At 71.9% G+C, this 25,542-nt stretch carries 26 protein-coding genes, 1 pseudogene and 1 riboswitch; of the genes and pseudogenes, 3 read left to right on the top strand and 24 right to left on the bottom strand.

The window, feature by feature from the left end:
- Positions 1 to 45 precede the first annotated feature (45 nt).
- Complete coding sequence (locus E6P78_RS14535) at positions 46 to 1,179, top strand: LOG family protein (RefSeq protein WP_136203982.1); 1,134 nt, start codon at positions 46 to 48, stop codon at positions 1,177 to 1,179.
- A gap of 7 nt (positions 1,180 to 1,186) precedes the next feature.
- Here the strand turns inward: E6P78_RS14535 and E6P78_RS14530 are convergent, their stop codons facing one another.
- The 4 genes from E6P78_RS14530 to rlmN form a co-directional block, all read right to left on the bottom strand.
- Positions 1,187 to 2,212, bottom strand: coding sequence for an ABC transporter ATP-binding protein (locus E6P78_RS14530; RefSeq protein ID WP_136203981.1), 1,026 nt, complete (start codon positions 2,210 to 2,212; stop codon positions 1,187 to 1,189).
- A 3-nt stretch (positions 2,213 to 2,215) separates the two neighbouring features.
- Complete coding sequence (locus E6P78_RS14525; RefSeq protein ID WP_136203980.1) at positions 2,216 to 3,820, bottom strand: iron ABC transporter permease; 1,605 nt, start codon at positions 3,818 to 3,820, stop codon at positions 2,216 to 2,218.
- A gap of 86 nt (positions 3,821 to 3,906) precedes the next feature.
- Positions 3,907 to 5,010: a thiamine ABC transporter substrate-binding protein gene (locus E6P78_RS14520; protein WP_136203979.1), complete on the bottom strand. Its 1,104-nt coding sequence runs from the start codon at positions 5,008 to 5,010 to the stop codon at positions 3,907 to 3,909.
- Between the two features lie 80 nt (positions 5,011 to 5,090).
- Positions 5,091 to 5,207, bottom strand: a riboswitch (TPP riboswitch).
- 131 nt (positions 5,208 to 5,338) lie between these two features.
- Complete coding sequence (gene rlmN, locus E6P78_RS14515; RefSeq protein ID WP_136203978.1) at positions 5,339 to 6,445, bottom strand: 23S rRNA (adenine(2503)-C(2))-methyltransferase RlmN; 1,107 nt, start codon at positions 6,443 to 6,445, stop codon at positions 5,339 to 5,341.
- Positions 6,446 to 6,564: 119 nt separating this feature from the next.
- On the opposite strand from rlmN, the gene E6P78_RS14510 reads away from it, so the two are divergent.
- Complete coding sequence (locus E6P78_RS14510; protein ID WP_136203977.1) at positions 6,565 to 7,113, top strand: hypothetical protein; 549 nt, start codon at positions 6,565 to 6,567, stop codon at positions 7,111 to 7,113.
- Positions 7,114 to 7,182: 69 nt separating this feature from the next.
- On the opposite strand, the gene E6P78_RS14505 is transcribed toward E6P78_RS14510, so the two are convergent.
- The 5 genes from E6P78_RS14505 to rpsB all read right to left on the bottom strand — a co-directional run bounded on the left by E6P78_RS14505 (position 7,183) and on the right by rpsB (position 11,785).
- The gene (locus E6P78_RS14505) at positions 7,183 to 8,271 is read right to left on the bottom strand and encodes a phosphatidate cytidylyltransferase (RefSeq protein WP_136203976.1); all 1,089 of its coding nucleotides are present in this window, start codon (positions 8,269 to 8,271) and stop codon (positions 7,183 to 7,185) included.
- Positions 8,271 to 8,828, bottom strand: coding sequence for a ribosome recycling factor (gene frr / locus E6P78_RS14500; protein ID WP_018551793.1), 558 nt, complete (start codon positions 8,826 to 8,828; stop codon positions 8,271 to 8,273). Before frr ends, E6P78_RS14505 begins: the two co-directional genes overlap by 1 nt.
- A gap of 164 nt (positions 8,829 to 8,992) precedes the next feature.
- On the bottom strand, positions 8,993 to 9,769 hold the full coding sequence (gene pyrH / locus E6P78_RS14495; RefSeq protein WP_136203975.1) for a UMP kinase: 777 nt from the start codon (positions 9,767 to 9,769) through the stop codon (positions 8,993 to 8,995).
- A 157-nt stretch (positions 9,770 to 9,926) separates the two neighbouring features.
- Positions 9,927 to 10,763 carry a translation elongation factor Ts gene (tsf, locus tag E6P78_RS14490; protein ID WP_136203974.1) on the bottom strand — a complete coding sequence of 279 codons (837 nt, stop codon included), beginning with the start codon at positions 10,761 to 10,763 and terminating at the stop codon, positions 9,927 to 9,929.
- A 98-nt stretch (positions 10,764 to 10,861) separates the two neighbouring features.
- Positions 10,862 to 11,785, bottom strand: coding sequence for a 30S ribosomal protein S2 (rpsB, locus tag E6P78_RS14485; protein WP_136203973.1), 924 nt, complete (start codon positions 11,783 to 11,785; stop codon positions 10,862 to 10,864).
- A gap of 428 nt (positions 11,786 to 12,213) precedes the next feature.
- Between rpsB and E6P78_RS33870 the strand changes: the two are divergent.
- A pseudogene (locus tag E6P78_RS33870) lies at positions 12,214 to 12,666 on the top strand (M23 family metallopeptidase); the annotation flags it as partial.
- Between the two features lie 384 nt (positions 12,667 to 13,050).
- On the opposite strand, the gene E6P78_RS14470 reads toward E6P78_RS33870, so the two are convergent.
- The 15 genes from E6P78_RS14470 to rimM all read right to left on the bottom strand — a co-directional run bounded on the left by E6P78_RS14470 (position 13,051) and on the right by rimM (position 25,496).
- Entirely contained in the window at positions 13,051 to 13,626 is a 576-nt protein-coding gene (locus tag E6P78_RS14470; RefSeq protein ID WP_136204002.1) for a TetR/AcrR family transcriptional regulator, read from the bottom strand.
- A gap of 164 nt (positions 13,627 to 13,790) precedes the next feature.
- Complete coding sequence (whiG, locus tag E6P78_RS14465) at positions 13,791 to 14,627, bottom strand: RNA polymerase sigma factor WhiG (RefSeq protein ID WP_136203972.1); 837 nt, start codon at positions 14,625 to 14,627, stop codon at positions 13,791 to 13,793.
- A 288-nt stretch (positions 14,628 to 14,915) separates the two neighbouring features.
- Positions 14,916 to 16,178, bottom strand: a complete 1,263-nt coding sequence (gene dprA, locus E6P78_RS14460; protein WP_240799210.1) for a DNA-processing protein DprA — start codon at positions 16,176 to 16,178, stop codon at positions 14,916 to 14,918.
- Positions 16,175 to 17,806, bottom strand: a complete 1,632-nt coding sequence (locus tag E6P78_RS14455; RefSeq protein ID WP_136203971.1) for a YifB family Mg chelatase-like AAA ATPase — start codon at positions 17,804 to 17,806, stop codon at positions 16,175 to 16,177. Before E6P78_RS14455 ends, dprA begins: the two co-directional genes overlap by 4 nt.
- Positions 17,806 to 18,165 carry a YraN family protein gene (locus tag E6P78_RS14450; protein ID WP_136203970.1) on the bottom strand — a complete coding sequence of 120 codons (360 nt, stop codon included), beginning with the start codon at positions 18,163 to 18,165 and terminating at the stop codon, positions 17,806 to 17,808. Before E6P78_RS14450 ends, E6P78_RS14455 begins: the two co-directional genes overlap by 1 nt.
- Positions 18,166 to 18,249: 84 nt before the next feature.
- On the bottom strand, positions 18,250 to 18,558 hold the full coding sequence (locus tag E6P78_RS14445) for a DUF2469 domain-containing protein (RefSeq protein WP_003965949.1): 309 nt from the start codon (positions 18,556 to 18,558) through the stop codon (positions 18,250 to 18,252).
- A gap of 63 nt (positions 18,559 to 18,621) precedes the next feature.
- Complete coding sequence (locus tag E6P78_RS14440; protein ID WP_136203969.1) at positions 18,622 to 19,110, bottom strand: NUDIX hydrolase; 489 nt, start codon at positions 19,108 to 19,110, stop codon at positions 18,622 to 18,624.
- Positions 19,100 to 19,849, bottom strand: coding sequence for a signal peptidase I (lepB, locus tag E6P78_RS14435; protein ID WP_168712621.1), 750 nt, complete (start codon positions 19,847 to 19,849; stop codon positions 19,100 to 19,102). The genes E6P78_RS14440 and lepB (E6P78_RS14435) overlap by 11 nt, the downstream gene beginning before the upstream one ends.
- Positions 19,850 to 19,898: 49 nt before the next feature.
- Entirely contained in the window at positions 19,899 to 20,702 is an 804-nt protein-coding gene (gene lepB, locus E6P78_RS14430) for a signal peptidase I (RefSeq protein ID WP_240799213.1), read from the bottom strand.
- A gap of 207 nt (positions 20,703 to 20,909) precedes the next feature.
- The gene (gene lepB, locus E6P78_RS14425) at positions 20,910 to 21,833 is read right to left on the bottom strand and encodes a signal peptidase I (protein ID WP_136203998.1); all 924 of its coding nucleotides are present in this window, start codon (positions 21,831 to 21,833) and stop codon (positions 20,910 to 20,912) included.
- Positions 21,715 to 22,794 (bottom strand): signal peptidase I, encoded by a 1,080-nt coding sequence (gene lepB / locus E6P78_RS14420; protein ID WP_240799208.1) that lies wholly within the window; start codon positions 22,792 to 22,794, stop codon positions 21,715 to 21,717. Before lepB (E6P78_RS14420) ends, lepB (E6P78_RS14425) begins: the two co-directional genes overlap by 119 nt.
- Positions 22,787 to 23,557 carry a signal peptidase I gene (gene lepB, locus E6P78_RS14415; protein WP_136203968.1) on the bottom strand — a complete coding sequence of 257 codons (771 nt, stop codon included), beginning with the start codon at positions 23,555 to 23,557 and terminating at the stop codon, positions 22,787 to 22,789. Before lepB (E6P78_RS14415) ends, lepB (E6P78_RS14420) begins: the two co-directional genes overlap by 8 nt.
- Positions 23,558 to 23,602: 45 nt before the next feature.
- Positions 23,603 to 23,953, bottom strand: coding sequence for a 50S ribosomal protein L19 (rplS, locus tag E6P78_RS14410; RefSeq protein WP_136203967.1), 351 nt, complete (start codon positions 23,951 to 23,953; stop codon positions 23,603 to 23,605).
- A gap of 128 nt (positions 23,954 to 24,081) precedes the next feature.
- Entirely contained in the window at positions 24,082 to 24,903 is an 822-nt protein-coding gene (gene trmD / locus E6P78_RS14405; protein WP_136203966.1) for a tRNA (guanosine(37)-N1)-methyltransferase TrmD, read from the bottom strand.
- Positions 24,903 to 25,496 carry a ribosome maturation factor RimM gene (gene rimM, locus E6P78_RS14400; protein ID WP_136203965.1) on the bottom strand — a complete coding sequence of 198 codons (594 nt, stop codon included), beginning with the start codon at positions 25,494 to 25,496 and terminating at the stop codon, positions 24,903 to 24,905. Before rimM ends, trmD begins: the two co-directional genes overlap by 1 nt.
- Between the last annotated feature and the right edge of the window lie 46 nt (positions 25,497 to 25,542).

Genomic DNA, 25,542 nt, shown 5'->3' with positions numbered 1-25,542 from the left:
ACCGGCCCGGGTGCGCTGCCCGGCCGGTCCGCGGCGTTTCGTAGCATGAGGGCCGTGGAAAGCAGCCCGGACGAGAACCAGAACGCCCACGGCGCGGAGATCGAGTCGCTCGCCGCGTTCGACGCGGCGGTCGCCGCCGGTTCGCTGGCGGGGCGCCGCGTGCAGTCCGTCGACCTGACGGACCGGGGTGCGGCCCTGCTGGCCACCGACGCCTCCGGGGCCGTCTTCCTCGGCTGCCCGATGGAGCCCGGCCCGGAGGAGAAGATACGGGCCGACGGCGCCCTGGTCTTCCCGCCGGTTCCGGGCCTGCCCTTCGACCCGTACCGGGGGCTGCTCTACTCCCCCGACGCGCTCTACGACGGGCTCGCGCGGGGCGGTTACGAGGCGACGCCGGACGCCCTCGCCTACCGCTGGTTCCAGCGGACGCGGTCGGACGGGGACGCGTTCGCCTCGATGCTGCGGGCGCTCCACGACGACGCGGTCTCCGACGCCCTGGAGGAAGTGCTCGCGGGACGGCGGGTGGCCGGCGTGATGGGCGGCCACGCGACGGCCCGGGGCAGCACGGCCTACGCGGCGGCGGCCCGCCTCGGCAGGACCCTGGCCCGCAGCGGTCTCACGGTGGCCACCGGGGGCGGCCCGGGCGCGATGGAGGCGGCCAACCTCGGCGCGTACGCCGCGCCCCACCCGGACGCGATGCTGGACAAGGCCTGCGAACTGCTCGGCGAGGTCCCCTCGTTCACCCCGTCGGTCACCGACTGGGCGCTGGCGGCGTTCGCGGTGCGGGAGCGCTGGCCGGACGGCGGCCGTTCCGTGTCGATCCCGACCTGGTTCTACGGCCACGAGCCGCCGAACCCGTTCGCCGGACACATCGCCAAGTACTTCACCAACGCCCTGCGCGAGGACGGGCTGCTGGCGCGTTCGTCCGCGGGCGTGATCTTCCTCCCGGGCGCGTCCGGCACCGTCCAGGAGATCTTCGACAGCGCCACCCCGAACTACTACGGCTCACGCGGCGAGCCCGTCCCGATGGTGCTGGTCGGCCGTGACCACTGGACGCGGGAGCTGCCTGCCTGGCCGCTCCTCGAAGCCCTGGCCGCCGGGCGCCCGATGGAGTCCCGGATCGCCCTGGTCGACACGGTGGAGGAGGCGCCCGCGACGCTGGCCCGGCTGTCGGAGGTGTGAGCGCCGGTCAGAAGAGCGCGGGCAGTACGACGCTCTCCGAGGCGTCGAAGGTGACGCCGACCCGCGCCCCCTCCTCCGGCGTGCCGCGCAGCGAGCACTCGGCGTCCAGCACCGGGCCCCGCTCGGGGTGCAGGGTGACTGCGACATGGCTGCCGCGGAAGGTGCGCGCGCCCACGACACAGCGCAGCCCCTTCTCGGGCCCGCCGATCCGCACCCCGGCCGGCCGCACCAGCAGATCGCACGCCCCCTGCGGCGACCCGGCCGGCACCGGCACCTCGCCCCAGTCCGTGTCCGCCGCCTCGCCCTCGACGGTCGCCTCCACCACGTTGTCGAAGCCCAGGAAGCGCGCCACGAACGCGGAGGCGGGGCGCTGCCACACCTCCAGCGGGGTGCCCACCTGGGCGACGCGCCCCTCGCGCATCACGACGACCCGGTCGGCCAGGGCGAACGCCTCGCCCTGGTCGTGGGTGACGGCGAGCACGGTCGTACCGAGCCGGCCGAAGAGGGCGCGCAGTTCGACGACGAGGCGTTCGCGCAGGCTGCGGTCCAGTTGGCCGAGGGGTTCGTCCAGCATCAGCAGCCTGGGCCGGGGGGCGAGGGCCCGGGCGAGGGCGACGCGCTGCTGCTCGCCGCCGGAGAGCGCGGCGACGGCACGCCGTTCGGCGCCGGGGAGGCCGACGAGGTCGAGGAGTTCGGCGACCCGGCGGTCCTGTTCGCCCCGGCCCACGCCGCGCATCCGCAGGCCGAAGGCGACGTTGGCGCCGACGTCCCGGTGCGGGAAGAGCTGGTGGTCCTGGAACATCAGGCCGAGCCCGCGCCGGTGGACCGGGACGCCGTCCTGGTCGGCGCCGTCGAGCAGTACCCGCCCGCCGTCCGGTTCCTGGAGCCCGGCGACCAGCCGCAGCATGGTGGACTTGCCGCTGCCGCTCGGCCCGAGCACGCAGACGGTCTCGTGGTCGGCGACCTCCAGGTCCACCCCGTCGAGCGCGGCCCGCTCGCCGAAGCGGACGGTGGCCGATTCGAGTGTCAGCATCGTCTAGAACTCCCCGGATCGGTCGGTGCGGATGCGTTCGAGCAGCAGCAGCGACACCGCGCACACGAGCATCAGAATGGTGCTGAGGGCCATCGCCTGGCCGTAGTTGAGCTCCCCGGAACGCCCTAGCAGCCGGGCCACCGCCACCGGCAGCGTCGGGTTGTCGGGCCGCGCGATGAACACGGTGGCCCCGAACTCCCCCAACGACACGGCGAACGCGAACCCGGCGGCGACCAGCAGCGCCCGCCGCACCAGCGGAAGGTCCACCTCGCGCCAGGCCCGCAGCGGCGAGGCGCCGAGCACCCCGGCCGCCTCGCGCAGCCGCGCGTCCACCGCTCTCAGGACCGGCAGCATGGTCCGTACGACGAAGGGCACCCCGACCAGCGCCTGGGCGAGCGGCACCAGAATCCAGGAGGTCCGCAGGTCCAGCGGCGGCTTGTCCAGGGTGATCAGGAAGCCGAAGCCGACGGTGACCGCGGAGACCCCGAGCGGCAGCATCAGCAGCGCGTCGAAGCCCCGTACGAGCCGGCCCGCCCGGCGGGTGAGCGCGGCGGCGGCCAGTCCGCCGACGACCAGGGCGATGAGGGTGGCGACCAGGGCGTAGCGCAGCGAGTTCCCGATCGCCTCGATGGGCGCGACCAGGAACGTACCGCTGTTGGCGTCCGCCGAGGTGAGCGCGCGGTAGTAGGCGAGGCCGGACCCGCCGAGCGAGCGCTCCACCAGCACGGCGAGCGGCAGCAGGATCAGCAGCAGCACGCTCAGCAGCACGCCCGCGAGCAGCGTCCACTGTCCGGCGCCGCTCGGCCTGCGGGCGGTCTGTGCCGGGTCGACCAGCTTCAGCGCGCGTTCCCTGCGCCGTACGGTCCAGGCGTGCACGGCGAGGATCGCGCCGACGGCGGCGAACTGCACGAGCGTCAGCACGGCCGCCGTGGGCAGGGCGAGCAGTTGCGCGGTCTGCCGGTAGATCTCCACCTCCAGCGTGGAGAAGCCGGGCCCGCCGAGGATCTGTACGACCCCGAAGGAGGTGAAGGTGAAGAGGAAGACCATCAGCGCCGCGGCGGCCAGGGCGGGGGCGAGCGCGGGCAGGGTGACACGCCGCCAGGCGGCGAACCTGCCGGCGCCCAGGACCCGGGCGGCCTCCTCCTGGCGCGGGTCGAGCTGCGCCCAGAGTCCGCCGACCGTGCGGACGACGACGGCGTAGTTGAAGAAGACGTGGGCCAGCAGGATCGCCCACACGGTGGTGTCGAGCCGTACGCCCCACAGCTCGTCGAGCAGACCGCCGCGGCCGAGCAGCGCGAGGAAGGCGGTGCCCACGACGACGGTCGGCAGCACGAACGGCACCGTGACGACGGCCCGCAGCACCTGCTTGCCGGGGAAGTCGAACCGGGCGAAGACATACGCGCCGGGCAGCGCGATCAGCAGGGTCAGCGCGGTCGAGGCGAGCGCCTGCCACAGGGTGAACCAGAGGACGCCCCCGATCTCCGGCCGGGCCAGCACCTCCCCGAACCGGCCGAACTGCCAGACGCCGTCCGCCTTGAGCCCGCGGCCGACGATCGCGGCGACGGGATAGGCGAAGAACACGGCGAAGAAGGCGACGGGCACGGCCATGAGACCGAGCCGGACCGCGTTCCCGCGCCGGGCCCGGGCGCGTGCGGACTTCCCGCGCGCGCCCGGTCCGCGTACGGGATTCTCCGCTACTTCACTACGAGCGAGGACCATGACTGGACCCACTGCTCACGGTTCTTGGCGATGGTGTCCGGGGCGACGGTCGCCGGCTTCTCGGCGGTGGCACCGAACTTGGTGAAGAGCTCCGGCACCTTCGCGTCCTTGGCGACCGGGCTGACGAACATGGTGAGCGGCATGTCCTCCTGGAACCTCTTCCCGATCAGGAAGTCGAGCAGGGCCTTGCCGCCGGCCTCGTTCTTCGCCCCGTCCAGCAGACCGGCGAACTCGATCTGGCGGAAGCACGTCCCGGTGGCGACCCCGGTCGGAGCGGTCTTGGGCTGCGGGTCGGCGTACAGCACCTCGACGGGCGGGCTGGAGGCGTAGCTGACGACGAGCGGGCGGTCGGCCTTGGCCTTCTTGCCGCCCGCGGAGCCGGAGAACTCCTCGTTGTACGCCTGCTCCCAGCCGTCGACGACCTTGACGCCGTTGTCCTTCAGCTTCTTCCAGTAGTCCTGGTAGCCGTCCTCGCCGTACGTGGCGACGGTGCCGAGGAGGAAGCCGAGGCCGGGCGAGGAGGTCGCGGCGTTCTCGGTGACGAGCAGGTCCTTGTACGCGGGCTTCGCCAGGTCGGCGAAGGTCTTCGGCGGCGCGAGCTTCTTGTCGGCGAAGTACTTCTTGTCGTAGTTGACGCAGATGTCGCCGGTGTCGACCGGGGTGACCCGGTGCTTGCCCGCGTCGAGCTGGACCTCGGCCGGGACCCGGTCCAGCCCCTTGGCCTCGTACGGCGTGAACAGGCCGTTGTCGAGGGCGCGCGAGAGCAGGGTGTTGTCGACGCCGAAGAACACGTCGCCGCGCGGGGAGCCCTTGGTCAGGATCTCCTGGTTGAGGGCGGCGCCCGCGTCACCGCTCTTCAGCACCTTGACGGTGTAGCCGGTCTCGCGGGTGAACTCCTTCAGCACGTCCTTGGAGGCGTTGAAGGAGTCGTGACTGACGAGCGTGACGGTCTTGGAGCCGGCGCCCTTGGTGCCGGCGGCGCCGGAGGCCGGGTCGTCGGAACTTCCGCAGCCGGCCAGCGCGGTGGCGCCGAGCGCGGCGGCGACGGCCGCGAGCGCGGCCTTCCTGGTGGTGCTCATGTGATTCCTCCTGGAGTGACCAGGAAGAGACGCGGCCCCGCCCGCACCGGCGCGAACCGGAAGCGGGCAGGGCGCAACAGCTTGAGTATGGTCCGAACTTCCTACCCGGAATGACCCGGGCGAGGTTCAGAGGGTCTGCGGCCAACCTGTCCTCGGTGCCGCACTCTCAGCGCTGTGGCGCTCCCCTGTCGGAATATGCAGTTGATTTCGGCCCCAGGCTACACGGCCCTTTTCGGCCCCGGGGCCGCCCATGGCCCCGGGCCGCTCGGCCCAGCGCTCGCAGGCCACCGCGTCCGGCCCCAGCGCGTTCGGAGCCCCACGCCCGGCCTCAGCGCTCGGAGGCCGCCAGCTGCCCGCAGGCCCCGTCGATCTCCTGGCCCCGGGTGTCGCGGACCGTGACCGGCACACCGTGTCCGGCGATCGCCTCGACGAACGCCCGCTCGTCCTCGGGCCGGGAGGCCGTCCACTTCGATCCGGGGGTGGGGTTCAGCGGGATCAGGTTGACGTGGACCCGCTTGCCCTTGAGGAGCCGGCCGAGCAGGTCCCCGCGCCACGCCTGGTCGTTGATGTCGCGGATCAGCGCGTACTCGATGGAGATGCGGCGGCCGGACTTCTCCGCGTACTCCCACGCCGCGTCCAGCACCTCGCGCACCTTCCACCGGGTGTTCACCGGTACGAGGGTGTCGCGCAGTTCGTCGTCCGGGGCGTGCAGCGAGACCGCGAGGCGGCACTTGAAGCCCTCGTCGGCGAACCGCAGCATCGCGGGCACCAGGCCGACGGTGGAGACGGTGATCCCGCGCTGCGACAGACCGAGGCCGTCGGGCTCGGGGTCGGTCAGCCGGCGGATCGCACCGACCACGCGGTTGTAGTTGGCCAGCGGCTCGCCCATGCCCATGAACACGATGTTGGAGAGCCGGGCCGGGCCGCCGGGGACCTCGCCGTCGCGCAGCGCCCGCATGCCGTCCACGATCTGGTGGACGATCTCGGCGGTGGACAGGTTGCGGTCGAGACCGGCCTGCCCGGTGGCGCAGAACGGGCAGTTCATCCCGCAGCCGGCCTGTGAGGAGATGCACATCGTGACCCGCTCCGGGTAGCGCATCAGGACGGACTCGACCAGCGTCCCGTCGTGCAGCTTCCACAGGGTCTTGCGGGTGGTGTCGTCGTCGCAGCTGATGTGGCGGACGACGGACATCAGGTCGGGGAACAACGCCTCGGCGAGCTTGTCCCGCGACCCGGCCGGGATGTTGGTCCACTCCGCCGGGTCGTGCGCGTACCGCGCGAAGTAGTGCTGCGAGAGCTGCTGGGCGCGGAACGGCTTCTCGCCGATCGCGGCGACGGCCTCCCTGCGCTCGACGGGCGTGAGGTCCGCGAGGTGCCGCGGCGGCTTCTTGGCTCCGCGGGGCGCGACGAAAGTGAGTTCTCCGGGCTTAGGCATGGTTCCTCCAGTGTCGCAGACGCGCGGAGGTACCCGGGTGCGCCGGCCGGGCGGGCGGCCGGAGCACCGATGGACCGGGCCGTTGGGGGTAACCGGGTCGTCACAGGGAGATTCCGCAGATGCCGCAGGAGGTAGGTGCCGTGCACACCGTGAAGCACTGGTTCAGCGACAGCCTGATCGGGCAGGGCCTGCTGGTCCTCGTGCTCGGCGTGGGCCTGGGTGCGCTGTTCCGGCGCGACGAGCATCCGGGCTTATGGGTGGTCCAGGGCGCCCTCTACACCGCCGTGGTCATGGGCACCCTGGCCGTGCAGCGCCACCGGACCGCCCGTGCGACCGGGGTCGGCCCGCGTACCATCGCCGACCTCGGCCGCAAGATCCGGCATCGTGAGGTGCCCCGGGACCCGGAGGAGCGGGCGGTCATGCGACGGCTGGTGGACGACGAGCTGGGGAAGATCGAACGGGGCGGGCGGTGGCTGCCGTACTGGCTGGGTGTCATGGGGCTGGTGGCGGTCGGCCTGCTCGTCCTCGGCGCCATCCGCGGCTCGCTGGGGTATTCGCTGGGCGTGGCGGTCCTCGTGGCCGCGTTCATCCTCTGGATTCTGCTGATGCGCCGGCGGACGCTGGGCCTGTACCACCACATGCGCGCCGCCCTGCGGGAAAACGGCTGACGTCACACGCGTAGGGTCCGCCGTCCCGTGGACGGCGGACCCTAGGCGTGTGAACAGGTCTGCGCGCGCTCAGCCGGAGCCGACGAAGAGCACCAGCAGCAGCCAGACCACCGGCGCGGTCGGCAGCAGCGAGTCCAGCCGGTCCATGATCCCGCCGTGGCCGGGCAGCAGGGTGCCCATGTCCTTGATCCCGAGGTCCCGCTTGATCATGGACTCGCCCAGGTCACCGAGGGTGGCGCTGGCCGCGACGGCGAGCCCGAGCAGCAGCCCCTGCCACCAGGAACCGTCGTCGATCAGGAACTGCATGCACAGCGCACCGGCCACCATCGCGAAGCTGACCGCCCCGAACAGGCCCTCGCGGGTCTTGCCGGGGCTGATGCGCGGCGCGAGCTTGTGCTTGCCGAACCGCCAGCCGACCGCGTACGCCCCCGTGTCGCTGACCACGGTCAGCAGCAGGAAGGTGAGTACCCGCTGCGGCCCGTCGTCGGCGGTCAGGAGCATGGCGACGAAGGTGGCCAGGAAGGGCACGTAGAACGCGGCGAAGACGCCCGCCGTGACGTCCCTGAGGTAGTCCTCCGGCGGCTGTGTCATCCGCCAGACGAGGACCGCCAGAGCGGTCAGGGCCATGGCGGCCCAGGCCCCCTCGGCGCCCCACGCGTACCCGGCGACGACCATGGCCCCGCCGCCGACCGCGAGCGGCACGAGCGGAGCCTTGATGCCCTTGCGCTCCTCCAGCCGGGAGGTCAGCTCCCACAGGCCGACGACGACGGCGAGCACGATCACGCCGACGAAGACCGCCTTGACGACGAAGAGCGAGACGACGACCAGGGCGCCGAGCCCCAGGCCGACCCCTATGGCGGCTCCCAGGTCACGGCCCGCACGCTTCTTCTGCGGGGGTGGCGGCGGCGCGGTGGGCATGGGCTCCTGCGGCTTCTCGTCGCGGAACAGGGGGCCGCCGCTCGGGCGTCCGGCCCCCTGTTCCCGGTGATCACGGTCTTCAGCGTCTCTACCTGCGTCGGGAACGTCCGGCACGATGGGCATGGGCCGAGTCTGCTGGGCGTCATGCGCATCGTATGCAGGACCCGCCGCAGCGGCCCGCATCTCGGGCGCGACCCGGTGGCCGGCGCCCTGCGGAGCGCCCCAGGAAGAGTCGTTCATCAGACTTCGAGCAGCTCGGCTTCCTTGTGCTTCAGCAGCTCGTCCACCTGCGCGACGTACTTCGCGGTGGTGTCGTCGAGTTCCTTCTCGGCGCGGCGCACCTCGTCCTCGCCGGACTCCTTGTCCTTGACCAGCTTGTCGAGCGTCTCCTTGGCCTTGCGGCGGACGGCCCGGATCGAGATCTTGGAGTCCTCGGCCTTGGTCTTCGCGACCTTGATGTAGTCGCGACGGCGCTCTTCGGTCAGGTCGGGAAAGTTCACCCGGATGATATTGCCGTCGTTGCTCGGGTTGACGCCGAGGTCCGAGTCGCGGATGGCCTGCTCGATGTTGCGCAGCGCCGTCTTGTCGAACGGCGTCACGACGGCCATACGGGGCTCGGGCACCGAGAACGAGGCCAGCTGGTTGATCGGGGTCGGCGCGCCGTAGTAGTCGGCGACGATCTTGTTGAACATCGCCGGGTGCGCACGGCCGGTACGGATCGCGGCGAAGTCTTCTTTCGCGACGACGACGGCCTTCTCCATCTTCTCCTCGGCCTCGAGGAGGGTTTCTTCGATCACCACGTGCTCCTGCGTGTCTTGAAAGGGCCCGGCGTGCTCGGGCCCGGCGGGTCCTGCGTCGCGTCCTCACCTGCACGGTGTCCGACCGGCAGGCCGTTGTCCATCTTCCGGGGCGGTCCCGCGCCCCGGGTTCCACCGGGCCTCACCGGTGGAACCACCCGTTGTCAGGCGCGGGTGCCCTGGTCGCTCACGAGCGTGCCGATCTTCTCACCCTTGACGGCGCGGGCGATATTGCCCGCGGTGGTGAGCTCGAAGACGAGGATCGGCAGGTCGTTGTCACGGCAGAGCGTGATGGCGGTGGCGTCGGCGACCTTGAGATCGCGGGCCAGCACCTCGCTGTACTCCAGCGCGTCGAACTTCACCGCCGCGGGGTTGGTCTTCGGGTCGGCGTCGTAGACCCCGTCCACGCCGTTCTTGCCCATGAGCAGCGCCTCCGCGTCGATCTCCAGGGCACGCTGGGCGGCGGTGGTGTCGGTGGAGAAGTACGGCATGCCCATGCCGGCGCCGAAGATGACGACGCGGCCCTTCTCCAGGTGCCGTACGGCACGCAGCGGAATGTACGGCTCCGCGACCTGGCCCATGGTGATGGCGGTCTGGACGCGGGAGTCGATGCCCTCCTTCTCCAGGAAGTCCTGGAGCGCGAGGCAGTTCATCACGGTGCCGAGCATGCCCATGTAGTCGGAGCGGGCCCGGTCCATGCCCCGCTGCTGGAGCTCGGCGCCGCGGAAGAAGTTGCCGCCGCCGATGACGATCGCGATCTGCGCGCCGTCCCGGACGACCGCCGCGATCTCGCGGGCGATGGCGTGCACGACGTCGGGGTCGACACCGAGACCCCCGCCTCCGGCGAACGCCTCTCCGGACAGCTTCAGCATGAAGCGTCCGGGCACCTTGCCGTCGTCGCGCTTGTGGTCACCTTTGGCGGCGTCCGCGCCCTTGTTCATGGAGATTCTCCTCGTGCACATACGAAGAAGGCCATTGCCGGTGGGCCTGGTGTCCCTCAGCGGCAATGGCCTCCTCGTCAGATCTGCGGTCGTACGGCGGTGTGCGGCCGTCGACTGCACCAGACCCTATCGGGGTCCGCCGTTTTTCGCGGACGACTCAGATGCCGACCTTGATTCGCGTGAAGCGCTTCAGGGTGACACCGGCCTCGTCCAGGACCTTCTGGACGGACTTCTTGTTGTCCAGCGCGTACGGCTGGCCGAGGAGGGTGGCCTCCTTGAAGAAGCCGTTGACGCGACCCTCGACGATCTTCGGGAGGGCGGCCTCGGGCTTGCCCTCGGCGCGGGTGGTCTCCTCGGCGACGCGGCGCTCGGCCTCGACGACGTCCGCGGGGACGTCCTCGCGGGCCAGGTACTTCGGCGCGAAGGCGGCGATGTGCTGGGCGAGGCCCTTCGCCAGGTCGGCGTCGGCCTTGTCCAGCTCGACCATGACACCGATCTGCGGCGGCAGGTCGGGCATCGTGCGGTGCATGTACACGGAGACGTAGGCACCCTGGAACTGCGCGAAGCGGTCCAGGACGATCTTCTCGCCGAGGTTGGCGTTGGCCTCGTCCACGTACGCCTGGACGGTCTTGCCGGGCTCGATCTCGGAGGCGAGGAGCGCCTCCAGGTCGGCCGGGGAGGACGCGGCGACGTGCGCGGCCAGCGCGTTGGCGACGGCCTGGAACTTGTCACCCTTGGCGACGAAGTCCGTCTCGCACTTCAGCTCGACCAGAACGCCGGACGTCTTGTCCTCGGAGACGAGGGAGACGACCGCGCCGTTCTCGGCGGAACGGCCCTCGCGCTTGGCGACGCCCTTCTGGCCCTTGATACGCAGCGCCTCGACGGCTCCGTCGACGTTGCCGTCGGCCTCGTCGAGCGCCTTCTTGCAGTCCATCATGCCGGCGCCGGTGAGCTCGCGGAGCTTCTTGACGTCAGCGGCGGTGTAGTTCGCCATGAGTCTGTGTTCTCTCTCGAAGTCTGAAAGATCTACGGGTGGACGGCGGGGGCGGTGCTTGTGGCACCGGCCCCCGCCGTCTTCAGCCGTGACGGGTGTCAGGCCTGCTCGGCGTCCGCGGCCGGGGCCTCGGCCTGCTCGGCCGGGGCTTCGGCCTGCTCGGCGGCGATGGCGGCCGGCTCCGCGTCGGCGGCGGCGTCCTTCTCGGTCTCGACCGAGGACTGAACCTCGGCGTCGGCCTTCTTGTCGCCCTCGAGCAGGTCACGCTCCCACTCGGCGAGCGGCTCGCCGGCGGCCTTCTCGCCCGGCTTCGAGTCGCCGGTCGCGGCGCCGGAGCGGGCGATGAGGCCCTCGGCGACGGCGTCGGCGATCACGCGGGTGAGCAGGGTGACGGAGCGGATCGCGTCGTCGTTGCCCGGGATCTTGTAGTCGACCTCGTCGGGGTCGCAGTTGGTGTCGAGGATCGCGACGACCGGGATGTGGAGCTTGCGCGCCTCACCGACGGCGATGTGCTCCTTCTTGGTGTCGACGATCCAGACGGCGCTCGGCACCTTCTGCATCTCGCGGATACCACCGAGGGTCTTCTCCAGCTTGGCCTTCTCGCGGGAGAGGACCAGGAGCTCCTTCTTGGTGAGGCCGGAGGCGGCCACGTCCTCGAAGTCGATGAGCTCGAGCTCCTTCAGACGCTGAAGGCGCTTGTAGACGGTGGAGAAGTTGGTGAGCATGCCACCGAGCCAACGCTGGTTGACGTACGGCATGCCGACGCGCGTCGCCTGCTCGGCGATGGCCTCCTGGGCCTGCTTCTTCGTACCCACGAACATGATGGAGCCGCCGTGGGCGACGGTCTCCTTGACGAACTCGTAGGCGCGGTCGATGTACGACAGCGACTGGAGCAGGTCGATGATGTAGATGCCGTTGCGCTCGGTGAAGATGAAGCGCTTCATCTTCGGGTTCCAGCGACGGGTCTGGTGACCGAAGTGGACGCCGCTTTCCAGCAGCTCCCGCATCGTGACGACGGCCATGGCCGTACTCCTTGAGGTACTCGGTTTCGCGACAGCAGGATTGCTGTCGCGCCTGACGCCCCGACGCGCCGTGCCACGAGGGACCGAGAGGCGCGGCCACCTCCGCTGAGCGGGTGGTGGCGGGGCGTGCGAAGTCGACCCGGTGACCCGGATCGCCAGAAGAAGTGTACGGGACCAGTCGGGTCCCGGGTGACGGCGCTGTCCACAACCGGTGGGTAGTCCACAGATCCGGTCCATGATCCCCGCGATCCCGGGCCCCGGGGGACGGTGGTGCCATGCGAATCACATCCGGCCGGGCTGCTGCCCGGACCCGAGACGGCGACCGCCGCACGTGCTGGCGGACCACCCCCTGGGCTCTCGTCCTCGCCCTGCTGGTGGTGGCGTGGGGCGGCCGTCCCGGCGCGGCCGTGGCGGCGGGGGCGGGCGCCGGTGGGCGGGTCTGGCCGCTGGCGGGGCGGCCCGCGGTGGTACGGGGGTGGGAGCCGCCGGCCACACCGTACGGGCGGGGGCACCGGGGGGTCGACCTGGCCGCCGTACCGGGCACCGAGGTGCTGGCCGCCGCGCCGGGCCGGGTCTCGTTCGCGGGCGGCGTCGCCGGGCGCGGGGTGGTCTCGATCGAGGTCGCCGGGACGGGCGACCCGCCGCTGCGGACCACGTACGAGCCGGTGCGCCCGCTCGTCGCGAAGGGCGACGAGGTCACGGCGGGGCAGGTGGTGGCCGTGCTGGAGGCGGGGCCGTTCCACTGCCCGTCGGGCTGTCTGCACTGGGGACTGCGCCGCGCGGACGCGTATCTGGACCCGCTGTCGCTGCTGCCGGCCTCACTGCTGCGGCGCGGCCCTTCGCGGCTGCTGCCGGTGTTCGGTGTGCCGCTGCCGGAGGCGGCTTCCGGGGCGCGGGCAACCACCGGGAGCGGCGGACGGCCCGGCACGCCCGGCGGCGGAGGCCCGCCCGGCCCTGCGGTACTGGTGGTCCTCGCCGGGCGGTGGCGGTGGCGGGCCGGGCAACGGAGGTGGCGGCCCGGGCGGTGGTGGCCTGGGCGGTGGCGGTCCGGGCGGTGGCGGGCCGGCGCGCCCGGCGGCGGGGCCCGGCCGGCCCTGCGGTACTGGTGGTCCTCGCCGGGCGACGGAGGTGGCGGCCCGGGCGGCGGTGGCCCGGACGGTGGCCGTGGCCGGGCCGGGCGGTGAAGGCGGCGGTCCGGACGGTGGCCGTGGCCAGGCCGGGCGGTGGAGGTAGTGGCCCGGGCGGTGGCGGTGGCCGGGCCGGGGTCAGTCCCGGGCGGCCGCGGCGCCCCGGACGCCGTTGAGGATCATGGCGACGGCGGTGTCCGCGATGACACCGGGCTCCTCCGCCACGCTCAGCTCGATACGCCGGACCGCGGCATCCACGGAGCCCTGCAGCAGCATGGCCGCCAGCCGGGGCTCCTCGTGGCCGAGGTCGCCGAGCGCCTCGACGATCATGGCGATCAGACCGCCGTGCGCGGCCCGGATCTTCTCGCGCGCGCCCGCGTCCAGTTCACTGGCGGAGATCGCGACCACGGCCCGGTGGCGCCGGTCCCCGACGAGGTCGAGCTGCCGGCGGACGTACGCCTCGATCTTCTCCTCGGGCGTCCCCGCCCGCTCCATCGCGTTCTCGACCTCGGCCGCCCAGACGGGGAAGTCGACGGCGCACAGCTCCTCGACGACGGCAGCGCGGGAGCGGAAGTACTCGTAGACGGAGGACCGGGCGAGGCCCGTACGTTCGGCGAGGGCGGGGAAGGTCAGCGCCTCCGTGCCCCCTTCGGACAGCAGAGAGCGCGCTGCGTCCAGGAGGGCGCCGCGCTGCATGGTCCGGTGCTCGGCCACGGAGGCCGCTCGAATCCTGGGCACGCCTCCACTCTACGGCGACGGCCGCCGCAGAGAGCGGGCGCGGCCCGAATGGTGGCCGAAGCGGGCCTCCGGAGGGCGACAGCGGGGCGGGCGGGCCCGGGGCGGCGGCAGCGGGGCGGGGCCCGGGGCGGGCCCGCTGCTCAGCGGCCGGCGTCCGCCAGTTTCGCGCGGAGCTGGAGCACCGACTTGGTGTGGATCTGGCTGACCCGGCTCTCGGTGACCCCGAGGACGTTGCCGATCTCGGCGAGGGTGAGGCCCTCGTAGTAGTAGAGCGTGACGACCGTCTTCTCGCGGTCCGGGAGGGTGTTGATCGCACGGGCCAGCAGCCTCCTGAGCTCCCGGTCCTCGGCCACCTCCACCGGATTGTCGGCGGCGGTGTCCTCCAGCGTGTCCATCAGGCTCAGCCGGTCGCCGCCCTCGCCGCCCACATGGAGCAGCTCCTCCAGCGCCACCACATTGGCCAATGACAACTGGCTGAAAACCGCGTGCAGTTCGTCCAGCGTGACGTCCATCTCCGCCGCGACCTCCGCCTCCGACGGGGTGCGCCGCAGCTGGGCCTCCAGGGTGGCGTAGGCGCGCTCCACGGCTCGCGCCTTCTGCCGGACGGAGCGCGGAATCCAGTCCAACGCCCGGAGTTCGTCGATCATCGCGCCCCGGATGCGGGTGATCGCGTACGTCTCGAACTTGATCGCCCGCTCGATGTCGAACTTCTCGATCGCGTCGATCAGCCCGAAGACCCCGGAGGAGACGAAGTCGGCCTGCTCGACGTTGGACGGCAGCCCCACGCTCACCCGGCCGGCGACGTACTTCACCAGGGGCGAGTAGTGCAGGATCAGCTGCTCCCGCAGCCTTCCGTCGCCCGTCGTCTTGTACGAACGCCACAACTCGTCGAGCGAGGACGGGGCGGGAGGGCGCACAGTGCCACGCGCAGCCGGTGGTACTGCCGCGCGGTCAGACCCGGAGGTGTGCTGGGGCATGTGGTGCCTTGAGCCGTTCTGCCGTGAAGTACTGGGACTTGTCTCTGGGGCGGAATCCTTGTGAGCGTAGCGTGACTGTGTTGTCGCGGTGCGCGCAGGATAAGCGATGGGGGCCGTGCGCTCCCGGGCGGACGGACATGACGCGCGACCGAGCCGCGGACATGACAGCCCGCCGGGGTGCGGACACGTCGGGGGCCCGGGGCCGCCGCCGCAGGCACCGGCCCCTCAGGCACCGTCGAAGCGTCCGCCGAGGTCATCGGCATCACCTTTTCACCCGAATGCCCCAGGTCAAGAACCGCCTCGCCGCGCGTCGTCCCGGCAACTCGGCCGTCGCGTCAACCTCCATCCTTCGCCTTCACGTTCGACGAATCCCAGTGAGTGCAGTTCGTACAGCTTGCCGAGGGCTTCGTCGGCGCTCGTACCGGCGGCGCGCGCCACCTCCCGGGCGTCGACGGCCGTACGGGCGGGCAGGGCGTCGAGCACCCTCCCGGCGACGGTGTCAAGCAGGTCCCGGGCCAGCACGGGACCGCTTCTGGACGGGGCCAGATCCCCGATGTTCCCTACGAGTTCGGCCACTTCAGCCGCGTCCGTCACGAGCACGCCCTCCCCTCGCAGGAGTTCGTGGACGCCCGCCGACAGGCCACTGGTTGCCGGCCCGGGAACGCCCATGGTGAACCGGCCGAGCCGCTGCGCACTGCGCGCCGTGACGAGGGAGCCGCTGCGGTACTCGGCCTCGACCACGACCGTCCCCCGCGTCAACGCGGCGATCACCCTGTTCCGCAGGATGAACCTGCTGCGCGTCGGGTGTTCGGACGGCGGCAGTTCACCGATGACGAGCCCCTGTTCGGCCACCCGCCCGATCAGCTCGGCGTGTCCGCGCGGGTAGGCGACATCGACCCCGCAGGCCAGCACCGCCATCGTCGCCCCACCGGCGGCCAGCGCACCGCGGTGCGCCGCCCCGTCCACCCCGAAGGCCGCCCCCGAGACCACCACCCAGCCCCGCTCCGCCAGGCCCGCGCCCAGCGATGTCGCCATGTGCGCCCCGTACGGCGTGCAGGCGCGGGCGCCGACCACGGCGACCGAGCGCAGCGCCCAGAGCCGCAGATCGGGCCTCCCCCGCACCCAGAGCCCGGTCGGTCGCGCATCGCCCAGGTCGTCGAGCTGCGTCGGCCACTCCGGATCGCCGGGGCAGACGAAGCGCCCGCCGACCGCCGCCACGGCCGCCAGATCCCGCTCCGGATCGACGCCCTCGGCCCTCAGCCGGTAGCCGGCCAGCCGCCTCACCGTCATGCCGCCCAGCCGCTCCGCCTCCCCGCCCGGGACCGTGATCCGGCGCCAGAGCTCCGCCGCCCCGCACTCCCGCAGCCACCGGCCGCCACGCTCGTCGCCCGGCTCCAGCACCCGGGTGAGCGCCGCCCGCGCCAGCCGCTCCCGCGCACCCACGCCCCCGGTCACCGCCGCGCCGCCGCACGCGGGCGCGGCTCCCCCGCCGCCGAACCCGCGCACCGTGGCCACCGCGCCGCCCCCGCGTCCCGCCTCCTCCCCCGTCATCCCGCCCCCGCCCCCGCCCCCAGCGAGGTCCCGCGTGGGATGCCGCTGCGCAGTTCCAGGGCCACCGCGATGTCCGAGGCGTCGGGGCGGTCGGCACCGCGCAGGTCCGCGACCGTCCACGCCACCCGCAGCACCCGGTCCAGGCCCCGCGCGGTGAGCAGGCCCCGCTCCATGTCCCGCTCGGCCGCCATCAGCGCGCCCGGCGCCGCACTCAGCCGGGTCCGCAGCTCATGGCCGGGGACCTCGCTGTTGGTCGTCCAGGCCGTCCCCGCCAGCCGCTCGGCCGCCCGCGCCCGGGCCTCGCGCACCCGGGCCGCGACGGTCGCGGTGGACTCGCCCCGGCCGCCCCGCCCCATCAGGTCCTCCCGCGTGACCGGGTCGACGACCACCCTCAGGTCCACCCGGTCCAGCAGCGGCCCGGAGAGCCGGGCCTGGTAGCGCCGCACCGCGGACGGCGGGCACTCGCAGCCCTGCCCGCTCAGGGTGTGCCGCCCGCACGGGCAGGGGTTGGCGGCGAGCACCATCAGGAACCGGGCCGGCAGCCGCACCACCCCGGCGCTCCGCGCCACCACGACGTGCCCGGACTCCAGGGGCTGGCGCAGCGCGTCCAGTGCCCGGACGGAGAATTCCGGCGCCTCGTCCAGAAAGAGAATCCCGCGATGAGCGAGCGAGACGGCGCCGGGTCTCGGCAACCCGTTGCCCCCGCCGACCAGCGACTGCATGGTCGCCGAGTGGTGCGGCGCGCAGTAGGGCGCCCGGGAGACCAGCGGCTCGCCCGGCGGCAGGATGCCGGCGACCGAGTGCACGGCGGTCACTTCGAGGGACTCCTGCCTGGTCAGCGGCGGCAGGATCGCGGGCATCCGCTCGGCCAGCATCGTCTTGCCCGCGCCCGGCGGGCCGGTGAGCAGCAGGTGGTGGCCACCGGCCGCGGCAACCTCCAGGGCCTTGCGCGGCCTCTCCTGCCCCGCCACGTCAGCCAGGTCCGGCCGGGCGCCCTCGCCCGTCGCCGAAGCCCTCGCGATGCCGGTGCCCAGTCCGGCGCCGGGCATCATCAGCCCGGCCAGCATGGTGTCGGGGCGCCCCTCGTCGTGGGCCCGCTGTTCGTCGGGCACGGGTTCGTCGCACAGCACCGCGATCAGCTGCCGCAGGCTGCGCACCCCGAGCACGGAGACCCCGGGCACGAGGGCCGCCTCGCCCGCGCTCTGTTCGGGGACGACCACCTGCCGGTAGCCGGCCTCGGCCGCCGCGAGGACGGCGGGCAGCACCCCCCGCACCGGGCGCACCCGGCCGTCGAGCCCCAACTCCCCGATCATCACCACGTCGTCGATCGAGGCGGGGTCGATCCGCTCGGCGGCGCCCAGCACCGCGCACGCGACGGCGAGGTCGAAGCCCGATCCGCCCTTGGGCACCGAGGCCGGGGACAGCCCCACGGTGAGCTTCTTCTGCGGCCACTCCGCCCCGGAGTTGACCACGGCGGCCCTGACCCGGTCCCGGCTCTCCACCAGGCTCTTGTCCGGCAGCCCCACCAGGGTGAACGCCGCCACCCCGGCCTCCAGGTCCGCCTGGACCTCCACCACCACGCCCTCGACGCCGACCAGCGCCACCGAGCAGGCACGTGCGAACCCCATCAGGCCACCCCCCGCGCGTGCTCGGCCAGGGGCGCGCCGCGAGTGGGCAGCACCACGCCCACCAGGTCGATGCGCACCCCGCCCGGCGGCGGGCCGCCGTGCCGGTCCAGCCAGAGCGCGGCCAGCCGTCGCAGCCGGTCCGCCTTGGCCGGTGTGACAGCGGCCATCGGATGCTCGAACGCGCCCGCCCTGCGGGTCTTCACCTCACAGATGACGAGCGCGTCACCGTCCATCGCGACGATGTCGATCTCGCCTGCGCGACAGCGCCAGTTCCGTTCCAGTACGGACATGCCGGCGTCGGCCAGCAGCCGCGCCGCCAGGTCCTCGCCGTACCGCCCGAGAGCCCCCCGTGCGTTCATATCGGCACCACCTCCGGCACCGACTCTGACGCGTCCGCCCTACTTCAGTGGATCTTGGTGGACAAGCGGGCGATTGTGGATAACTCAGCCACCCGGAAGTTCGAGGTCGCTCTTGTTGAGCTCCTCGATGTTGACGTCCTTGAACGTCAGCACGCGTACCTGCTTGACGAACCGTGCGGGCCGGTACATGTCCCAGACCCAGGCATCCGCCATGGACACCTCGAAAAACACCTCGCCCTGGACCGAGTGAACCTGCATCTCGTAGTCGTTGGTGAGGTAGAAGCGCCGTTCGGTCTCGATCACATATTTGAACAGACCGACGACATCGCGGTACTCCCGGTAGAGCTTCAGCTCCATCTCGGTCTCGTACTTCTCGAGGTCCTCGGCGCTCATTGGCATGTTCCCCTTCAGCCGTGCGTTTCCCCATTGTGCGCCGGCCCCCGGCGCCCCGGCCGCTCAGGCGTTTTCGGGGGCCAGAACCACCGGCGTACCCGGAGGACCCTCGGCGAGCAGCGTCCGGAGCAGCTCGGCGAGTCCGGTCGGGTACACCGTCTCACGGGCCGCCGACAGTTCGGCGGAGGTCCACCACCTCAGACCCGTGACACTGCGGCGTTCCAGCCATGTGTGCCCGCTGGTGTCGGTGGCTGTCTGTGCCGTACGGGCCAGGAAATACCACTCGTCCTGTTCCCAGCGCCGGCCGTCGAAGAGGAAGGAGCACCGCCGCTGCCAGAGGACCGGGCCCAGTTCGACGTCGGTGATCCCGGTCTCCTCGGCCAGCTCGCGCAACGCGGCCCGCTCGTGCGTCTCGTCGCCCTCCAGGCCGCCGCCCGGGGTGAACCACCAGGTGCGTTCCGGGTCTTCCGGTTCGAAGCCGTGCATCAGCAGAATGCGGTCGTCCGGGTCGAGGAGTACCAGGCGGGAGACCTTCCGCACCTCAGCGGACACCGGCGGCCGCCTTCGGCTGCGTGTTCCGCTTCGGCCGGGCGGAGCGGGCCGCGAGCGGGCCGTACACGGCACCGCCGAGGATGAGCACGATGCCCACCACCATGGCGGCGAGCTGGAGCTTCAGCGGCCCGGCCGACGAGATCCCGCCGGGCAGCGCGGCGAAGGCCTGGGGCCTGTCGACCATGGAGCCGAGCGGCCAGGCGACGGCGTCGACCCGGGCCTGTACGGCTCCGCGCGGCACCGAGCCATGGGTGGCGTCCTCCAGGTGGACCCGGGAGTCCAGCGAGACCGTGCGGTCGTCGCCCAGGAGGAAGAGCTGCCCCTTCGGCACCTCGGCCGTGAAGTCCTCGCCCGAGGCGCGGCCGGACGCCTGCAGATACGGTTCGTCGATGGGTATGCCGTTGACCGTGAGGCGGCCGTCCTTGCCGCAGCAGACGATCTTGTCGCCGCCGGTGCCGACGACCCGCTTCACCATGGGCATGTCGCCCCACTCCGGGTCGGTGAAGACGACCACGTCACCGCGCCGGACCTCGCTGCCGCCCACCCGCTGTGCGAGGACCTTGTCGCCCGCGTTCACCGTGGGCGTCATCGAGCCGGTCGGGACCGTGTAGGGCCGGTACACCACGGCCCCCCAGGCGAAGCCGCCGAGGAAGAGCACGCAGCCGAGGGCCACGGCCACTGAGGACAGCCTGCTGCCGAGCCGGCCGCGGCCGTCATCCGTACGACCTGTTGCACCCATACCGGCGTCCCCCATCGGAGATCGACAATCGCTGATCCGCGTGGGCACCCTACCCGGCAGTACGCCCGGCGGTCAGCCTCCGCCGGCGCCACAGCACGAGCGGCAGGGCACCGGCGAGGCCGATGGCACCCGGCGCGGCCCCGGCGGCGGCGCTGATGCCTGGCTGGTCGAAGGTGTCCGGCACGGGCAGCGTCGCCCAGCGGTCGACCGGCCACGCCACCACCACGGCCCGGCCCACGACCTGGCTCACCGGCACGAAGCCCTTGTTCGCGTCGTCGGTGTGGTAGCGCGAGTCCGACGAGTCCTGCCGGTGGTCGCCCATCACCCAGATCTTGCCGTCGGGCACCTTGAACGGGCCGAAGGGCATGTCGTCGCAGGCGCTGTTACCGGGGAAGACGTACGGCTCGTCGAGCGCCTTGCCGTTGACCTCGACCGGGCCGCCCTTCTTGCACTCCACGGTGTCACCGCCGACCGCGATCGTGCGCTTGATCAGGTCCTTCTCCTCGGCGGACGGCATCAGCCCGACGAAGCTCAGGAACTTCTGCGCGGCGTTCGGCTTCGGGGTCGGCTCGTCCTTCAGCCAGCCGTCCGGGTCGTGGAAGACGACGACCTCGCCGCGCTCCGGCTCCGAGCCGAACCACGGGGTCAGCTTGTCGACCAGCACCCGGTCACCGCGCTGGAGCGTGTTCTGCATCGAATCCGAGGGAATCGAGAACGCCTGCACCAGAAACGTCTTGATCAGCAACGCCAGAACCAGCGCGATCCCGATGAGGAGGGGCAGTTCCTGCCAGAACGGGCGGGAGGACTTCTTCTTGTCCCTGCCGCCGTCCGGCTCGGCTTCGGGCGCTTCCACCGGCTCGTCCCCGGCGCCGGCGCCGGGGTCCGTCGTGTCGGCCGGTTCCGGCTGCCGTGTGGGCCCCTGCTCGGGCCGTGCTCCGCCTGCCACTCCACTCACGTTCCGCTTCCTCACTCTGCGCCGGTTGCCTGCCCATCGGACCGTCCCGCCGGCGGCCCGCCGTATCGGAGAACCGCCCCCTGCGGGCAGGGGGCGGTCCGTCGGTTACGTCGTCCGCCGGGGCGAGGTCCGGCGGTGCCTGCGCCAGAGCACCAGCGGTACGGCGCCCGCGAGGCCGATCGCTCCGGGCGCCGCCGCCGCGGCGGCGGCCGCGGCGTTGATGCCCGGCTGGTCGAAGGTCTTAGGGACCGGGAGGGTCGCCCAGCGGTTGACCGGCCACGCGATCACGATGGCCCGGCCGACCACCTCGTCGGTGGAGACGGTGCCGCCGCCCGGCAGATTCTGGTGGTACCGGGAGTCGAGCGAGTTCTGCCGGTGGTCGCCCATCACCCAGATCCGGCCCTTGGGAACCTTGATCGGGCCGAACGGCTGGTCGTCGCAGGCGCTGTTCCCCTCGAAGATGAACGACTTGTCGTCCAGCGCCTTGCCGTTGACCACGACCGGTCCGTTCTTCTTGCACTCCACGGTGTCACCGCCGATCGCGATGACCCGCTTGATCAGGTCCTTCTCCTCGGCGGAGGGCATGAGACCGATGAAGCTGAGGAACTTCTGCACCGCGTTCGGCTCGGGTGCCTGGGTGTCCTCCAGCCAGCCGCCCGGGTCGTGGAAGACGACCACCTCGCCGCGCTCCGGCTCCGAGCCGAACCACGGGGTCAGCTTGTCGACCAGCACCCGGTCACCGCGCTGGAGCGTGTTCTGCATCGAATCCGAGGGAATCGAGAACGCCTGCACCAGAAACGTCTTGATCAGCAACGCCAGAACCAGCGCGATCCCGATGAGGAGGGGCAGTTCCTTCCAGAACGGGCGGGGATTCTTCTTCCGGGCCGTGCTGCCGCCGGACGCGCCGCCGTCACTCTCCGCCCCGCCCGCCGTCGCCCCGTCCGCCGCTTCTCCGGCGGACTCGGCATGCGCCGGACTGCCCGGCCGGTCCTCGGGTTCGTCGTGTCCGGATCGTGCGCCGACCGCCAAATCCCCCACATCCACTCCTTACTCCGTGCCACCGCCTGCGTCCTAGCCGATGCAGGCCCACCACTCCCATAACGAGCGGGAGTTCCGCAGGGGTCGGGAGCCGGGTCAATCCGTTGGGATACTCGGACACACTATTCGACGGCCCCGAGGCAGCCGCCGTACCGGCGCGCGCGTCCGGGACCGAGGAGAACGCCGAGCGTTCCTCAAGACCGCTCCAGTGCCCGAAGGGCCAGACGATCCACTTCGCCCGCCCCACGACCGCGTCCTCGGAGATCGTGCCGTTCGCCGTCTTGTCCAGGTGGAAGCGTGAATCGGCGGAATTGGAGCGGTGGTCCCCCATGACGAAGAGGCGGCCCGCCGGAACCTTTACCTCGAATTTGATGGTGGAGGGGGAATCCCCGGGGAAAACATAGGGTTCGTCGACCGCCACGCCGTTGACGACGAGCCGCCCGTCCTGCTCGCAGCACCTCACGGTGTCGCCCCCGACGGCCACGACCCGCTTGATCAGATCCTGCTCGTCGTCCGAGGGAAGCAGCCCGATGAAGGTGAGCGCCTCCTTCACCTGCTTGATGACGACGGGGGACTCCTTCGGGCTCACCTGGTTCGGCGGCGGCCAGTCCGAGGGGTTGCGGAACACCACGACGTCGCCGCGCTGCGGCTTGGACCCGAACCAGGGCGTCAGCTTGTCCACGAGCACCCGGTCGCCGATCCGGATGGTCTGCTCCATCGACCCGGAGGGGATCACGAAGGCCTGCACCAGGAACGTCTTGAGGACCAGCGCGACCAACAGCGCCACCGTGATCAGCAGCGGGATCTCCCGCACCGCCGACCTGCGCCGCTTGCGCTTCACCTTGCGGGCCAGCCTGCGCCGCTCCGCCCGGGTGGGCAGCGAGCGCGCTCCGTCTGCGGGCGGCGTGCTCCCCCCGGGCGCCGCGTCGCCGTGGCGCCCGCGGTTACCCATGGGCCGGGCCCGGCGCCGGTATGCCGTCGAATGCCGGGGTGCCCGGCAGGGGACCGATCCGGCCGAACGGCCAGCCGAACCAGTCGACCCGCCCGATCACCCGGTCCACCGGCACCATGCCGCCGCCCGGCTCGCCCAGGTGGTCGCGGGAGTCACGGGAGCGGCTGCGGTGGTCGCCCATCATCCACAGGGTGCCGTCCGGCACCACGATGTCGAAGGGGGCCCGGGAGGCCGCGTCACCGGGGTAGAGGTAGTCCTCGTCCAGCGGCCGGCCGTTCACCTCGATCCGGCCCCGCTCGTCGCAGCAGACCACCCGGTCGCCCCCCACACCCACCACCCGCTTCACGAAGTCGGTCTCGGCGGGCTCGGCGAGCCCGAGGGACGCCACCGCCCCGTGCAGCAGCGCGGTCACGGGGTTCTCCTCCGCGCCCTCGCTCACGAAGGAGCCGGTGCCGTCGAAGACCACCACGTCACCACGCCGGGGCACGGAGCCGAAACGGTACGCCAGTTTGTTGACGAGTACCCGGTCGCCCACCCGGAGCGTGGACTCCATCGAGCCGCTCGGGATCAGGAAGGGCTGCACCACGAAGGCGCTGAAGAGGAGCACGAAGACCGCGCAGGCGGCACCGAGCGCGAAGAGGCGCCGCCCGGACAGCGAGGCGGCGACCCGGTGCCGCAAACGAGAGGAGCGCGACCGCTCCTCCGGACCCGTATCGGGTGCGGAGGAGCGATCGCGCTCCTGGAGTTCTGCTTCCGTGTCCATCGGGGCCAGAGCTTATCCGGCCGTCCTGTGGACCAGGCAGTCAGCTCAGCGGTCGCGCTTCTCCTTGATCTTCGCGGCCTTGCCGCGCAGCTCACGGAGGAAGTACAGCTTGGCGCGACGGACGTCACCGCGGGTCACGAGCTCGATCTTCTCGAAGATCGGGCTGTGCACCGGGAAGGTGCGCTCGACGCCGACGCTGAAGGAGACCTTGCGGACCGTGAAGGTCTCGCTGACGCCCGCGCCCTGGCGGCGGATGACGATGCCCTTGAACTGCTGGACACGGGAGCGGTTGCCCTCGATCACGCGGACGTGAACGTTGACGGTGTCGCCGGGACGGAACGCCGGGACGTCGGTACGCAGCGACGCGGCATTGACGTCGTCGAGCAGGGAAGCCATGTTGTCTGCTTTCTTCGCCGATGCCACAGGTCATCGACGGGAGAGAGTGATGAGTGCGAAGGGCTGATCGCGTCGGACGGGCGTCTTTCCCCCTGTGGCAGGGGCGCACGCGGACGTACAGCAGCGGCCTATTCTTCCACGGCCTCGGGCCTGCGCCAAAATCGGCCGCCGGGCTCCGGTGACCAGCCGAGGATGGAGAGCATCTCCCGGTCCTTCTTGTCGAAGCCGGACGCCTCGCACCGCTCGATCAGATCGGGCCGGTTGGCGGCCGTACGGCGCAGCGCCTCGTCCCGCCGCCAGCGCGCGATCCGCCCGTGGTGGCCGCTGAGCAGCACGTCGGGGATGCCCCGGCCGCGCCACTGGGGCGGCTTGGTGTAGACGGGCCCCTCCAGGAGGTTGGCCATCGCGCCGGGTGCGAAGGAGTCGTCCTGGTGGGAGGCGGCGTTGCCGAGCACGCCGGGCAGCAGCCGGGCCACCGCCTCGGTGATCACCAGCACCGCCGCTTCCCCGCCCGCCAGCACGTAATCGCCGATGGACACCTCGACCACCGGCATCCGGGTGGCGTACTCCTCGGACACCCGCCGGTCGATCCCCTCGTACCGGGCCGGGGTGAAGATCAGCCAGGGCCGCTCGGAGAGTTCGACGGCGAGTTCCTGGGTGAACGGCCGGCCGCTCGGCGTCGGCACCACGAGGACCGGGGAGTGCGCCCCCGCCTCGTAGCCGTCCGCCAGCGCCTCGTCCAGGGCGTCGCCCCACGGCTCGGTCTTCATGACCATGCCGGGACCGCCGCCGTACGGGGTGTCGTCCACGGTGTTGTGGCGGTCGTACGCCCAGTCGCGCAGGTCGCGCACGTGCACGTCGAGGCGGCCGTTGGCGCGGGCCTTGCCGACCAGGGAGACGTTCAGCGGTTCCAGGTACTCGGGGAAGATCGTGACGACGTCGAGGCGCATCAGGCGTCCTTGCCCGTCGCCCCGGGCCCGTCGCCGCCGGCCGGCCCGTCCTCCTCCTCGCGCGCGGAGGCCACGACCGCCTCGCTCGCGTCGATCAGCCCGGGCGGCGGGGTGATCACCGCGCGCTGCTCCTCCAGGTCGATCTCGGTGACGATCTCCTCGACGAACGGGATCATCACCTCGCTGCCGTCCGGGCGCTCCACGATGAAGAGGTCCTGGGACGGCAGGTGCGTGATCTCGGTGATCCGGCCGACCTCGGTGCCGTCGGCGAGGACCACATCGAGGTCCATCAGCTGATGGTCGTAGAACTCCTCCGGGTCCTCAGGGAGTTCCGCCGGGTCGACGTCGGCGATCAGCAGGGTGTTGCGCAGCGCCTCGGCGGCCGTACGGTCCTTCACGCCCTCGAAACGCAGCAGCAGCCGGCCGCTGTGCACCCGGCCGGTCTCGATCGTCAGCGGTCCCGCCGTGGCCGGCTCGGTGGCCAGGACGGCTCCGGGCGCGAGCCGCAGCTCCGGCTCGTCCGTGCGCACCTCGACGGTGACCTCGCCCTTGATGCCGTGGGCGCGACCGATCCGCGCGACTACCAACTGCACCTTGTGTCTCTCCTGTCGTACGACGACGGGCCGGGGCGGGCGCTTG

Origin of the sequence: Streptomyces sp. A0958, from assembly GCF_004795035.1 — a bacterium.
GTDB lineage: Bacteria > Actinomycetota > Actinomycetes > Streptomycetales > Streptomycetaceae > Streptomyces.
This window is presented reverse-complemented; position numbering and strand designations above follow the sequence as displayed.

What these genes read in the sequence shown, in the direction of transcription:
- E6P78_RS14530 (WP_136203981.1), bottom strand. Translation starts at nt 2,212, where the DNA reads ATGCTGACACTCGAATCGGCCACCGTCCGCTTCGGCGAGCGGGCCGCG.
- E6P78_RS14535 (WP_136203982.1), top strand. Translation starts at nt 46, where the DNA reads ATGAGGGCCGTGGAAAGCAGCCCGGACGAGAACCAGAACGCCCACGGC.
- rplS (WP_136203967.1), bottom strand. Translation starts at nt 23,953, where the DNA reads ATGGCTTCCCTGCTCGACGACGTCAATGCCGCGTCGCTGCGTACCGAC.
- E6P78_RS14455 (WP_136203971.1), bottom strand. Translation starts at nt 17,806, where the DNA reads ATGGGGTTCGCACGTGCCTGCTCGGTGGCGCTGGTCGGCGTCGAGGGC.
- lepB (WP_240799208.1), bottom strand. Translation starts at nt 22,794, where the DNA reads ATGGGTAACCGCGGGCGCCACGGCGACGCGGCGCCCGGGGGGAGCACG.
- tsf (WP_136203974.1), bottom strand. Translation starts at nt 10,763, where the DNA reads ATGGCGAACTACACCGCCGCTGACGTCAAGAAGCTCCGCGAGCTCACC.
- rlmN (WP_136203978.1), bottom strand. Translation starts at nt 6,445, where the DNA reads ATGCCTAAGCCCGGAGAACTCACTTTCGTCGCGCCCCGCGGAGCCAAG.
- trmD (WP_136203966.1), bottom strand. Translation starts at nt 24,903, where the DNA reads ATGCGCCTCGACGTCGTCACGATCTTCCCCGAGTACCTGGAACCGCTG.
- E6P78_RS14505 (WP_136203976.1), bottom strand. Translation starts at nt 8,271, where the DNA reads ATGAACGACTCTTCCTGGGGCGCTCCGCAGGGCGCCGGCCACCGGGTC.
- dprA (WP_240799210.1), bottom strand. Translation starts at nt 16,178, where the DNA reads ATGACGGGGGAGGAGGCGGGACGCGGGGGCGGCGCGGTGGCCACGGTG.
- E6P78_RS14525 (WP_136203980.1), bottom strand. Translation starts at nt 3,820, where the DNA reads ATGGCCGTGCCCGTCGCCTTCTTCGCCGTGTTCTTCGCCTATCCCGTC.
- lepB (WP_136203968.1), bottom strand. Translation starts at nt 23,557, where the DNA reads ATGGACACGGAAGCAGAACTCCAGGAGCGCGATCGCTCCTCCGCACCC.
- E6P78_RS14510 (WP_136203977.1), top strand. Translation starts at nt 6,565, where the DNA reads ATGCCGCAGGAGGTAGGTGCCGTGCACACCGTGAAGCACTGGTTCAGC.
- rpsB (WP_136203973.1), bottom strand. Translation starts at nt 11,785, where the DNA reads ATGGCCGTCGTCACGATGCGGGAGCTGCTGGAAAGCGGCGTCCACTTC.
- lepB (WP_168712621.1), bottom strand. Translation starts at nt 19,849, where the DNA reads ATGGGTGCAACAGGTCGTACGGATGACGGCCGCGGCCGGCTCGGCAGC.
- E6P78_RS14445 (WP_003965949.1), bottom strand. Translation starts at nt 18,558, where the DNA reads ATGAGCGCCGAGGACCTCGAGAAGTACGAGACCGAGATGGAGCTGAAG.
- whiG (WP_136203972.1), bottom strand. Translation starts at nt 14,627, where the DNA reads ATGCCCCAGCACACCTCCGGGTCTGACCGCGCGGCAGTACCACCGGCT.
- E6P78_RS14450 (WP_136203970.1), bottom strand. Translation starts at nt 18,165, where the DNA reads ATGAACGCACGGGGGGCTCTCGGGCGGTACGGCGAGGACCTGGCGGCG.
- E6P78_RS14520 (WP_136203979.1), bottom strand. Translation starts at nt 5,010, where the DNA reads ATGAGCACCACCAGGAAGGCCGCGCTCGCGGCCGTCGCCGCCGCGCTC.
- pyrH (WP_136203975.1), bottom strand. Translation starts at nt 9,769, where the DNA reads ATGAACAAGGGCGCGGACGCCGCCAAAGGTGACCACAAGCGCGACGAC.